The 13,178-nt window shown below is 39.6% G+C and carries 9 protein-coding genes; 3 read left to right on the top strand and 6 right to left on the bottom strand.

The window, feature by feature from the left end:
* Positions 1-105 precede the first annotated feature (105 nt).
* Genes ACFI6J_RS15525 through ACFI6J_RS15515 form a run of 3 tightly spaced genes read left to right on the top strand, consistent with a single transcriptional unit; the run spans position 106 to position 3,584 of the window.
* Entirely contained in the window at positions 106-1,980 is a 1,875-nt protein-coding gene (locus ACFI6J_RS15525; protein WP_278344643.1) for a GT-D fold domain-containing protein, read from the top strand.
* The gene (locus ACFI6J_RS15520; RefSeq protein WP_278344644.1) at positions 1,977-2,720 is read left to right on the top strand and encodes a hypothetical protein; all 744 of its coding nucleotides are present in this window, start codon (positions 1,977-1,979) and stop codon (positions 2,718-2,720) included. The genes ACFI6J_RS15525 and ACFI6J_RS15520 overlap by 4 nt, the downstream gene beginning before the upstream one ends.
* 3 nt (positions 2,721-2,723) lie before the next feature.
* The gene (locus ACFI6J_RS15515) at positions 2,724-3,584 is read left to right on the top strand and encodes a glycosyltransferase (protein WP_278344645.1); all 861 of its coding nucleotides are present in this window, start codon (positions 2,724-2,726) and stop codon (positions 3,582-3,584) included.
* A 161-nt stretch (positions 3,585-3,745) separates the two neighbouring features.
* On the opposite strand, the gene ACFI6J_RS15510 is transcribed toward ACFI6J_RS15515, so the two are convergent.
* From ACFI6J_RS15510 to ACFI6J_RS15485, 6 genes are all read right to left on the bottom strand, one after another.
* Positions 3,746-4,717: a sulfotransferase family 2 domain-containing protein gene (locus ACFI6J_RS15510; RefSeq protein WP_278344646.1), complete on the bottom strand. Its 972-nt coding sequence runs from the start codon at positions 4,715-4,717 to the stop codon at positions 3,746-3,748.
* A gap of 203 nt (positions 4,718-4,920) precedes the next feature.
* Positions 4,921-6,687, bottom strand: coding sequence for a sulfatase-like hydrolase/transferase (locus ACFI6J_RS15505; RefSeq protein WP_278344647.1), 1,767 nt, complete (start codon positions 6,685-6,687; stop codon positions 4,921-4,923).
* A gap of 110 nt (positions 6,688-6,797) precedes the next feature.
* Positions 6,798-8,096, bottom strand: a complete 1,299-nt coding sequence (locus ACFI6J_RS15500; protein WP_278344648.1) for a glycosyltransferase family 2 protein — start codon at positions 8,094-8,096, stop codon at positions 6,798-6,800.
* A 45-nt stretch (positions 8,097-8,141) separates the two neighbouring features.
* Positions 8,142-9,104 carry a hypothetical protein gene (locus tag ACFI6J_RS15495; RefSeq protein WP_272972362.1) on the bottom strand — a complete coding sequence of 321 codons (963 nt, stop codon included), beginning with the start codon at positions 9,102-9,104 and terminating at the stop codon, positions 8,142-8,144.
* A 22-nt stretch (positions 9,105-9,126) separates the two neighbouring features.
* On the bottom strand, positions 9,127-11,409 hold the full coding sequence (locus ACFI6J_RS15490) for a glycosyltransferase family 2 protein (protein ID WP_272972363.1): 2,283 nt from the start codon (positions 11,407-11,409) through the stop codon (positions 9,127-9,129).
* A gap of 210 nt (positions 11,410-11,619) precedes the next feature.
* On the bottom strand, positions 11,620-13,026 hold the full coding sequence (locus ACFI6J_RS15485) for a mannose-1-phosphate guanylyltransferase/mannose-6-phosphate isomerase (protein ID WP_278344649.1): 1,407 nt from the start codon (positions 13,024-13,026) through the stop codon (positions 11,620-11,622).
* Positions 13,027-13,178: the final 152 nt, after the last annotated feature.

Here is a 13,178-nt window from a genome sequence, read left to right as displayed (position 1 = left end):
CTGCAATAATGAAATAGAACATACAATACGTTTTGGGTATTATAGCAATTAACACAATGCATCATTGTCACGGCTGACAAGTTTATAAAAGACTATTGGATTTGAATGAAAGACATACTTTTAGAGCAGATACGAAAGACCGAAAAACTTCAACGTTCACTATTCTACAGTAACGAAAAAAACCCTTTTGACTGTACTTACGAGCTATATGAACTACTTAAAAATGCGATAACCAAAAAAGAGCCATTTTCGATGGTTAGACTGGGAGATGGTGAAGGAAGAGTGTTAGCCTACCCCAATCTGTTCAATAAAGACATTTTTCTGAATCAAGTTCTAACCTACCAGTTTGGTAGTAGTGTAGTAGAAGAGCTAAAACGAGTCTTTGGTGACGACTATCTCCAACCTAGTATGACTCGTCTTCAATCTTTAGTTTTAGACGCAATAAAAAATGCAGACATTGTTGGTGCTCCTAGTTGGCTTCATTTCAGAGATAGCACCAATGACACCAATATAATCCCACAAGCGGCGCAATCAGTTTGTCTTACGACAATCGAGGCGTCAGTCGAAAAAAGCGTACCCATATTTGATCATTTCATATTTAAACCCTTTCACAAAGAAGGCCTGTTCAACCGGCTTTTAAAAGACTTAGATCAACTAACAGTCATATCCCATACTGACATATCCGACCAAATAGCATCACACTTCAACTTACCCAAGTGTGATCATATAAGGATTCCTGGGCACCAATCATTTATGCAAAGTGGAGAGTTTCACTACCCTACACTATATCCAGAAATAGAATCTAAGATAAATGTAAAGAGAAGAGGGGATGTGTTTTTAGTTGCGGCAGGATATTTGGGAAAACACTATTGCAACATTATCAAAAAGAAAGGTGGTATTGGTATCGACATAGGCTCTATATTTGATGGTTGGGCAGGGAAAGGTAGGCCCGATGCAACGGCAAATAAAGCACATTTGTTGAAAGGATCACGAACTCTCTACATTCATATGGGACATCACAAAACGGGGACGACATCACTTCAATGGTCTTTGAAACAATCAGAACACCAGCTTGCTGATGCAGGTGTTAATTTTTTGACTTCAAATGGAAGCGGTAACTCTTCTGAATTGATTTCCGTGACCGCTCACAGAAGCCATATTGTTGCTAAACCACAAAGATCTTTTTATGAGTTAATCGCCAATTCAAAGAAAGGAAATGCAGTAATATCAGCAGAGCACTTATCTTTTATAGAGGACGAAAAAGAGATTGAAGAACTCTTTAACTTCTCCAAACAATATTTCGATGAAGTTAGAGTTATTTGTTATTTACGACGTCAAGATAAGCTGGCGATCTCCCTAAAACAACAAGCAGCGAAACAACCCTTCTATGGGGCATCACCCAGTAGCGCAATTTGTGGTCACGACTCTGATTCAGTAATGCCTAAATTTACATTTACATTGTTAAACTATCTTGACTTTAAAAGTAAAATAGAAAAATGGCAGGCAATATTCGGTAACCAGAATGTTATCCTAAGAATATATGACAAGAAAGTTCTTGTTGATGGCTGTGTATGCAAAGACTTTTCATCCATCTTAGGACTAAAAAAGCCGCTTAAGTCACTTAACATAAACGAGGGGCTAGGCGTTGTAAAAACAAAAGTTAAACATTTCCTGTTAGAAACTAAGGCACCGCAAGAAATTGTCAGCTATGTCGATGAACTAAGCATTAACGACAGTAACTATACTCTCGTAAATAAGGAATTGAGGCTACCAAATATCCTTTCAAAATTCTATGAAGACAATACAAAGCTAGATTTAGATAAGGATCTATTAGCTTGTTTAAACAGCCCTAGCGCTCACAGATATATGGAGCCAGCACGTGCAATTGCAGAAATCACTTTAGAAATACTAAACGAAGCAAAGCAAAACAAAAGTATAGTAATTGATAAATATAAAAAGGTAGTAGAAGCATACTTATGAAAATTCTCGTTATAGGTGACAGCCATTCTAAGTATTTCAACATAACGCCAGAGTTAAGAGACTGCGTACCGAACACGAGAGGCCTGTCTATAAAGGTCATCCCACTTTCAGGGGCTACGATAACAGGATTTGGACGCCGGCGCTCTAGCTTAGACTCTTACGGTACTTTAGTATCTGAAATTGAGGAGTTTTCCCCTGACCATATTTGTTTCGCGTTCGGCCAAGTTGATATAGAGTTGGGTTACTATTATCGTAAAGTCTTTAAAGATGATGACGTTAATTATACTGACTTTATTCAAGATTTAATTAAAAGCTACATGAATCGAACGCTTAATTTTGTTGAATCCCATCCAAAGTTGAGTATTACATTTAAAGGAATTAATCTATCAACGTTAACTGAATCACGAAACAAAGCCATAAACTACACTAGTCGTATCATATCAGAAAATATTTCAGATCCAGAACAGAGGAAATATGCAAGTCAAAAACTCAAAGACTTGCTTGCTTCGAATATTGAAAGAAACGGCGCGCATCTTTACTTCAACCAAATGCTAAAAGCAGAATGTGAAAATAATAATTTTGGCTATTTTGATGTGGTAAAGGAAACGAGTGATCTGAGTACATTAGCAGTTAACAAGTTTCATATACCCTCCATTGATGACCATCACTTAGTTGATTCTTTGTACATCCGTGAGATCCACATACAAAAATTAGTAAGCTCATTAGTGAGAAAGAGGTAACAATTGAATATATTTTTTTACTGGGATAATCCTGCTAATTTCCCAAATGCATATTCCAATAATATAAAAACTGCAGAAGCTATACATTATGACGCTAACATTGAGTTAATTGATGCTGAAAAAGCAAAAAGGATATGTAAAGAATTTCATACTGAAACAGGTATATTTATTGATTTAGATATTATAAATATTCCTGCCGCAAAATCTGACATAGTCAGATTGATGGCACTTTATCTTTATGGAGGTTGGTATCTCGATTGTGACTTACAGATAAAGCGGCACCTAGCTTACCTAAGTAACAATCAAGATTTCGTGATGTTTCATAGGAAGGACAAGTTTGGTGGTTATTGGCATACTAATATGGCGTTTTACCTCACCAAAAAGCATGAACTAGCACTTGATGTATTGAAATTTATTGATCGATGCTTTCAAACTGAAACTCTCATGTACGATGTATGGAGTTGTACCGGGCCTGGAGCAATAACGGCTTATACGAACCTATATGGGATCACTAAAGATAACACGCTAGATTTCAACGAATATTTTTCTGGTACAGGGTGTGTATTCAAATCGATTGACTCTAACACAGGTACGTCTTGGAAATACCAACAGGCTTTCGGAATTTTAGAAGGGATGCCCTACAACCAATTTGCTATGCCTAAAGACCCTAAGCATTGTAATCGTTTAATAGGTTTCTTAAAGAATAGAAAAGATAAAGACATCATTCTTATGCTTAAATCACATGGAGAACTTTTTATTACCAATAAACAATTCTCAAATTATGTTGAGGAACTAGTTTCTGTTGGTAATGAAGATTTGAAAAGTGCCGCGGCAAGCCTTATTCAAAAGGTCAGTCTCCCCTAATCAGGTACATCCAAAATTAGGGGGGGGGGCGGCAATTTCATGCTTATTACACTAGGCGTTATAATGTCTGGCCTCGTCGAACAAATAGCAAGGCTATTCAAGTGAAACATTAAGTGGACAAAGTGACGAAAGTTGAGCCGTGCAATGAGGACATTGAAGTACTAGGACTTAACAATGTCACTTAACAAAACTTCATCAGTTCGTTTAATAATAAAATCAACTTGAGTACCATCTTTTAGTTTTTTTGGATAAGTAAAACTAAACCCAACAAAACCCTTTCGATGAACGTTTCTTTCGTTTGCGGTGCTTCTGTATTCACTGGCTGATAGTTCAACTATTTTTTTCTTACCAACACGCACTTCTATAGCTACAGGGGCCTGGCTGTCGTAATCGGCAGCCCAACCTTTCATCATTTTGCCTTCATGACTTGTAGCCATGCTTGTCTTACCATAGCGAATAAAAGGACTATCAGACTCTATAGCCAACTTTTGTCGTTCAAACCGTGTGAGCGCATATTCATAGAGCTTAAAATCTTCTTTGTTATGCTTTTTGATCAGCGCAATCTCTTCGTCAGATAATTCATAGCTTGAAGATTTTTTTTCTGTATTTTTATTGATATCCAACCCTTGGATATCGATAGAATACATTTTGTTAATGAGTGCTAATGATTCATTGTAACGTTCAGTTAAACCTATAAAGCCAATAGCATCTGGCCATGTTCCTTGAAACGCTTTGTATTGTACGTTTTTAAATCGCGGCTCATTTACGAATTCACTGAATGAACGCTTGTAACGGTGGTGGCGCGTAAAATGTTCGTAATGAGAACGAACTTGTTGGATAGGATCACGAACAAAGGTAATTGCATTTTTGGCCGGAATAAATGGCGCATATTTCGGGTGATTTATATGCCCCGTAAGAAACTTAGCTTTTTCTACTATCTTCATGCCAGCGGAAAAGCGATCACGTTTTTCATAATCTAACGTTCGTATATCTGGGTTAGTTTCATTTGCTTTGGGCCCATAATCATAGAAAACATGTTCTTTACCAAAGTAGCGCTCGGCGGCAACACGAAAACTAGAACCTGCAGTTTTAGATATATGAATAAAAAATAATGGGTAATTTGCTGCTTCCATTTTGTCCTATCTAATAGAAAATACTCGGTGGGCATTGAAAGGTTTGTATTGGTTAATATTACCATTTGCAGGCTCGCTGACAACCGCAATAAGTGCATAACCCTGATGTACATGAGAGTTCTACAACTTAGTTAAATCTATAAACCCATTTTAATAAAATGAGGTTTTAAAAAGCAGTTCGAGTCTATCACCAAAGTTAAGCGTTAAGGCCTTAAATAAAAAGATAGCCACTCCCGTTCCTGAGAGTTAAGTGCGTTTTGTTGGGGCTGCCTATACATCTCTGCATTCCAAGCCTCGTACAAGTTCTTAAGTTCTTCTGCTTTGTCTGGCATGTCTGACATTAAGTTATTGGAAACTGCCTCGTCTGAAGCCATATCAAACAAAAACTCGTGCTCTTCCCCCATCTTAAGGTACTTATAGTTACCAAGACGTACTGCTGACTGATTCCAAAAACGCCAAAAAAGTGGGCGATTCATAAGAGCTCTCTTGTTAAAACCTTGAGTCGGAAAAATATCAACACCGTCGAGTTCTGATAAAACAGTTTCAGGCGCACCTGCACGTTTAATAGCAGAGTACAGCACATCTAGGCTGATGACCGGCTCTTCAACAACAGTATTGCTTTGCAGCTTGTCAGGCCAGTGGACGATAAAAGGCACTTTTATCCCCCCATCAGTCAACATACCTTTTTCACCGAGCAAGGGAGTATTCAGTGAGCCATTCCAAGCCTCTTTTTCTGTTATGGGAGCATCAGTAAAGTCGAGCCCTATTGGAGCTCCGTTATCACTGATAAAAGCAATAATAGTGTTTTCCAGTATTCCATATTCTTCGAGCTTAGATACTATGCTACCTACGCCTGCATCTACTGCATACATCATTGCTAATGCGTACCTACGTCGATTAGATGACTGCTCAGGGAATAGTGATAGGTAATCTTCCGTAGCATCTAAAGGTACATGTGGGGCGTAGTGAGCCACATGAAGATAAAACGGCTCATCGTGATTTATGTCTATAAATTGTGTTGCTGCATCTGAAACAACATCTAACCTGTAGTCAGAGTTACTTATCCAACCCAACTGGGTTTGATTGCCCTGAAGGTCATAGTTGGCCCAATAACGGTTTGCATAACCGAAATAATTGTATTTATAACCTTTTGATGACGGGTAATATCGCTCCTTAAGCGATGAAGGTAACTTGCCAGGGTTAAACTCACTTATGGGTGTATTTGGAAAGTTTTCTTTGAACCATGGCTTTGAATTTTGATCTACTTCAAGGTGCCACTTGCCAACCATTCCTGTTGTATAACCAAGGTCAGAATAACGGTCTCCCATGGTAACCACATTTTCAGGTATTGGTGTATATCGGTTGTCATCTACTCCAAATCGTTGTTGATAGACACCAGTAACCATTCCCGCTCGAGAGGGTGTGCATTGGGGTGCAGTTATGTAGCCATTAGTAAATAGCACCCCATTGGCCGCTAGCTTGTCTATATTAGGCGTGTTGATGTCTTGAACAATATTATGAACGCCGATGTCAGCATATCCTTGGTCGTCGGTGAAAATGACAATTAGATTTGGCTTGGAAGGAAGTATTAAAGACTGCGCGCTGACATTAAATTTCGTTCCGGCTTCATTTACTAGGTTTGCTGTAATACTAAATGATGTGCGCTTACGTACTTGGGGCGCAATAAAACTGAATTTGCCTTCACTGGTATTCACTATATTTAGTGAAGTTTCCAATGATGTATTCCACGACTCTACCGTAACCTTTTGCGAATTGCTGTCATTAAAGTCGTTTACAGTTATGAAAACTGTGTCATCAGAAGTAATTTCTTGTGGCAGAGTAATTGAATAAGAGCGACTTAATTGCTCCTGTTCAGACACCGTTGGTGGGGACGATTGGGAGTCGCCGCCACATGAAGCTACACATAATAAAACTAAAAAAAACAAGCCACGCAACGTTACAGCATCCATACTTTTATTCCAAATTCGGCGAATTATACCTCACCAGTATTCTTGTATTATTGATTGGCGAATAATCTAGCGTCAATAATAAAAATAGTAGTTACAAATAATTCGCCGTTTTATTGATCTTTAATCGACTCTATTTCTTCAAGAAACTCATTTTCTTCATCAGTATTTACCCAAGGTTCACGCTTGTGAGCATCTTTACTTATTTTTTTCTTCAGCGCTCGGTTTTTTTCTAACTGCTCAGGATTTTTGAAAGTCGGTGCGTCATCAGAATTTAAGCCAGTGTTGATTGCAGGGTACACCCAGTGTTTTTCCGTGCTGCCATTGTACCCCTGTCGAATGAATCTTTCAGTCCACTCTACATGCCCTGCACCGTAGCCACTAAACCTAGGGTCTAGATACCCTATATTATCCATTGCATCCTTGCTACAAGCTGTACATTGCCCTGTAACCAACTTGCAAAGATACGGTAAAGTACTCGAACCTGTACCAGAAAGAACTGCATCTTCTTTTTTAATTATTCGCTTATGCGCATAATTAATGTGACCCCATAAAAGTGCCGCTATGACCCACTCTTTTTGCCAACTTTCTTTGTTTGGTCGACAGTCGTCCTCTAACAAAATCAAAACATCAACTTTTTTGACTTCGTTGAGATAATACAAAGCCCTGTTTTTGTTTCGAACAACCCCTTTATTCTGGCAATTAGTATGAGGTACATTATTTTTTTCACACCATTCTACGGTATCGTCTTTACTGCCGTCGTCGGCAACAACAATTTGATAATCACCAGTTGTGAAGGCTTTGATGGCTTCGACAGTTTTTGCTAAATGGTCTTTTCTGTTGTACGTGATAACTCCAATACCTACATTCAAAGTAGCTATGTATTCGTCTGCTATCGAACCAAATAGGTTGGAGATTATAGGGCCATTAGGCCGAATCATCTTGGCCCTTGCAATCAAATAAAAACTCGTACTTTTGCTAACCTTTCTAAAAAGTATCGCTAAATCTCTAAAAACCTCTGGGGACAGGTTTACATTCATTATGAATTGACTAACAGAGAAGTCTGCATGATTCAGTATAAAAGTAACTAGTGTGGTTATATCTGTAGAAGGCAAACTATTCGCAATTAATGCCTTGGCAGTATCTAACGAAACTCTTACTTCACTGTGATTATTCAATTCACCAGTTTTGAAACCGATAAGCTTCTCGAAGTTCTTATTCCCTTTTTCTATTTCCTGTTGGATGAAGGCCAACTCAGTATCGGTTAAGCAAAACCTGTCTACCTTAACGTGACCTTTGGCCTGTTTCTCACCAGTAACCTTGTTACGTATAGCTTTAGCGTAACGTTTGGCGTATTGCTTAGTTGCAACGGCTCGACTTCGAAGGCGTTTCTGCTGTAATTCTTTTTTCATTTTGAGACTATTTCAATAGACCTAACAGTATCGGAAGTTTGCTTTTTAGCTAACAACATCTTCAAAAATCACTATCTGCGTTTGCTTTTCTACAACTTTAATTGTTTGACCGTTTTTAAAAGTATCTGGATATTTGTAAGACTTCCCAATATACCCGTCGCGATGAATATTTCTCTCTGAGGCTAACGCCCTGTAGTCAGATAGTTTAATGTGCTCGACTACTTTTCCATCTAGTAATATATCGGCTTCTAATGCTTCTTCTTGCTCGTAACAACACGCCCATATATTAAGTTGCTTCCCTTTATCTTTCGGCAATATATTCATCTGGCCAAATCTAACTAAAGGAAGCTCTTTATCTAACAACTCCTTATGTAACGTAAAGCGATCTAGCGCGAAATTGTATAGCTCATAGTCCTTCGCGTTCATTTTTTTGATAAGTAAAGTCTCACTCTCAGTGAACGTATAAGTATCGGATGCTTTGGCCGTATTTTTGTTTATATCTAGTACTTTAATATCGGTTCCATAGTATTTATTAAACAGAGCTATTGATTCATTGTAGCGTTCCGTAATACCAATAAAGCCGATAGCATCAGCCCAAACTCCATTTAATGCTTTAGACTGCATATTGGCAAAGCGGTTTTCCTTTATAAAATCTTCGAAGCTGCCTTTATAACCGTGAAGTCTTGAAAAGTGTTCATAGTGTGAACGCACTTGTTGGGCAGGGTCACGAACAAACGTTATTACGCTCTTTGTCGGAAAGAATGGAGCGTACTTGGGGTAAATGACATGCCCTGACAAAAACTTTGCATTTTTCTTTATGCTCTTGCCCGCCAGATACCTGTCTTTAGACTCGTATTCAAACTTTAAAATATCAGGATGAGTTTCGTTTGAGCCTTTACCGTAGTCAAAAAAAGTAGCTTCTGGCCCAAAATATTGTTCTGCAGCTACACGAAAACTTGAACCAGCGGTTTTAGGAATATGGATAAAAAATAGAGGAAAGTTGTTCATAATACTTCTAGTTGTTCAGAGCCTAACGCAGCGAAAAGTTCTCATGGGTATTGGACAAATTAGGGTTATAAGCTGTGTCATTGCACAATAGCTTTTTCCACTTTTCCTTCATATACTCACTTTCTTTGTTAAAACGCGCCACTTTCTCTGGCGTGTCTTCTTCACCGCGGCTTATTGACTCATGATGGTAAAGTTCAGCCCACGGGGTAAATAGGTTTCTATAGCCTGCAGTATGTACCTTCAAGCAAAAATCTACATCATTAAAAGCTACTGTTAAATCTTGTTCGTTTAGTCCGTCTACTTCTTCAAACACAGACTTACGGACCAGTAAGCATGCTGCTGTAACTGCTGACAGATTTTGAACAAGATGCAAGCGCGTAAAGTAACCCGGTTCGCTCTTGTGGAAATATTTATGAGAGTGACCGGCAACTCCGCCAATTCCCAGAATAACACCAGCGTGTTGGATAGTATCATTAGGATAATAGAGCTTCGCCCCTACACAGCCAATTTCTGGTCTTAGGGCATGCGATACCATTTCTGACAACCAGTCTTCGTTTATAACCTCGATATCGTTGTTAACTAGCCCAACTACTTCGCCTTCGGCCTGCGAGACAGCAAAATTGTTAATTGCGGAATAGTTGAACGGTTTGTCCCACTTCAAGACTCTGAAATTAGTTTTTGTACTAGTGTACTCACTGAAGAGGCCCAAAGTTTTGGCACAGGTAGTTTGGTTATCTACAACAATAATTTCGAAATTCTTGTATGAGGTCTTGTCATAGATAGACTCTAAACACTGCTTTAAAATGTCATAACCATCTCTTGTCGGAATGACCAAGCTAACGAGTGGTTGCTCATCTGGCAGCGCCCAATTAACCTTATAAGTATTTGGATAATTGCCTTTATCAACTGAGGCATTTTGACCTGAATGTTCGAGGAAATGTCTTATGGCTTCAATGCCAGCATCAGTCGTGTATGATTTAGCTGAAGCATCAGACGCTGTCGAATTTTCAATGACACGCCAGTGATAAAGAATGAAAGGTAGATGAACAACTTCACCATGCTTAAGGCCGCCTGTCGCTCGTAAAAGTAAATCGTGATCTTGCGAACCTTCTACACCTACTCTAAATCCACCTATCTTTTTAAGCACGCTTGTTTTGTATACTACCGGGTGACATATGTAGTTTTGGCTTAAGAGTAAATCAGGGTTCCAATCAGGTTTGAAGTGTGGCTGATGGCGATTGCCCTGCTCGTCTATTTTATCTTCGTCTCCATAAAGCACTTTCGCGTTTGCGTTGTCCGTTATAGCTTTCGCAAAGAAGGATAACGTGTGAGCAGGTAACGTATCGTCATGGTCAAGCAGTAGAACGTAGTCGCTAGTTACCATGCTTAAAGCGGCGTTACTTGATTTGGATATATGCCCGTTTTCACTTAGCAGATTCAACTTTATGTTGGCGTGCTTTTGTGCGTACGACTTCAATGTGCTGATAGTCTCAGCGTTGGTCGACGCATCATCGGCAATACATAGTTCCCAATTTGTGTGAGTTTGCTGCAGAACAGAATCGATACACTCTCTTAAATAAATAGGGTCTGTGTTGTAAGTAGGAAGAATAATAGAAAACTTCACTTCTGACTGTTCTGGGGTGAAGGTTTGCTGCATTTTCTGTAAAGCGCGCGGCTCGTCGAACTCTACCCAAAACGGATAGCTTTTTTCCATCACTCCTGTGGTAAAGGTTTTATTGTATTCTTCGTATACTGTCTCTATTAACGTTCCACCGTTAAGCTTACGGTTTGTATCAAGGTATTCTTCTACATCATCGACATGACTTAGCAGCTTATATAATCGCTGCTTCATGTGTCGCATGGCAATGAAAGATGGCACTTTCGATATCATGAACGTGTTCAGAGTAAACTCAGTTTCTGCTTCACAAGGGTCAAAGCGAAGCATGCTGTTGTTGCTTTCAAGATAGAAAAGGCGGTTTACAAATTTGGTGCTGTGCCATGGCACGTCTACAGTGGTTAGCTCGCCTTTCTGTAAATTGGAATACAACTTTCCCACGTGCGACTGATGGTTCGCTTCAGTTATTTTTACGCGAAGAAGATACCATCCTTTCGCAAAGGTTCGTGAAGGTATGCGGCGAGCAGGATGAATAATAAACTGTGGATCATCACCGGTTGACAACCAGCTAGAGCCATTACTTTCGGTCGTGGTTTCATTCAACTGGTGGTGAGGGACAATGATTAACTTTTTGGCTAGCCGATATGCTAATCGTTTTAGATTAGATGGCTTTAGTACTTTTGATAACAAAATGCGTAAACACCCTATTCCTATGCAATGCTAAACTGCTTTCCTTAATATTGCATGGTTCAGCTACTGAGCATGCAAACCAGCTATTGCCCCTAATAATATCCTATTTCAAACAGTGGCAACACAGGATATTCGTCATTTTAACTTCTAGAGAGTGCCTTAGATAAGAAAAAAGCACCTTACGGTGCTTTTTTGAAATATTATTCTAATTTATTTGGCAACGCGCCCATATCTATCAGAAAAACGCACAATATCGTCTTCACCAAGATATGCACCTGACTGCACTTCAATAAGCTCTAGAGGGATCTTTCCAGGGTTTTCTAACGCATGAACCGCACCAATAGGAATGTAGACCGACTCGTTTTCTGTAACTAGCTGAGTTTCTTCATTGATGGTTACGTTTGCACTACCAGAGACTACAATCCAATGTTCAGCGCGGTGGTGATGCATTTGAACAGATAGTTTTTCACCAGGCTTAACGGTAATGCGTTTTACCTGGAAACGGGCGCCGCTGTCGATAGAGTCGTAGCTCCCCCATGGACGGAATACTTCACGATGAAATTCAAACTCTGGGCGGTGCTCTGCTTTTAGCTTATTCACTACGGCTTTAATGCTTTGTGCATCGTCTTTGTGAGCAACCATAACGGCATCTTTCGTTTCTACTACGATAACGTCTTCTAAACCAATGACAGAAACCAAACGCTGTTCAGCATTCACATAACTGTTCTTGGTGTTTTCTAAGATAGTATCGCCTACAGTAGCATTACCGTTTTCGTCTTTCTCTGCAGTTTCCCACAATGAAGACCAGCTGCCCACGTCACTCCAACCCGCATCTAATGGAACCATAGCTGCGCTATCCGTCTTTTCCATTACCGCATAGTCAATTGAATCGTCAGGGCATGTCGCAAAAATGTCGTGGTCTACACGAATGAAATCTAAATCTGGTGTTTCTGTGTCGATAGCACGCTTACACACGTCTAGCATTTCAGGGTTATATTTTTCTAACTCTTCTAGATAACGGCTTGCTTTAAACATAAACATGCCGCTATTCCAATAATAACTGCCAGAATCTACATATTCTTTTGCAGTTTCCAAAGCAGGCTTTTCTACAAACTGAGCTACTTCAAAACCGTCGCCTGCTTGCTCACCCGCTTTGATATAACCATACCCTGTATGTGGCTGGTCTGGCACAATACCAAAGGTAACAAGTTTACCCTGGTCTGCAAGCTTTTCAGCTTTAGCAATAGCATTGTGAAACGCTTGGTTGTCTTTTATAAGATGGTCTGCCGCTAGCACAAGAAGCACTGGATCTTCACCATTAATGGTAGCATGCAATGCTGCTAACGCGATTGCCGGTGCTGTATTACGACCAACAGGCTCTAGAAGAATGCCGCCATGCTGAATGTCTTTTTGACGAAGCTGCTCAGCTACAAGAAATCTGTGTGCGTCATTACAAATAAAAATAGGGTTTTGTGCTGGCGTACCTTTTAAGCGTGTGATCGTGTCTTGCAGCATAGTGCTGTCTGATGTGAGAGACAGAAACTGCTTTGGAAGTGCTGCACGCGATTTTGGCCATAAGCGACTACCTGAGCCGCCAGCTAATACTACTGGTTTCATTTGTAATATCCTTGATGTGTGGGTTCTGTGCCCACGTCCTGTTATTAATATATTCGCTGGTTAGTATACAAAGGTTTGTATTACGATTAAATGGCAAAGTTGTATTGGGTTAAAGTTGAAGCAAAAGTGGCTTAAAGCTTGATGGTTTAGGT

Source organism: Alteromonas sp. G4i13 (genome assembly GCF_054960505.1).
Note: the sequence above shows the minus strand (reverse complement) of the source record. Positions and strands in the feature narration are given on the sequence as shown.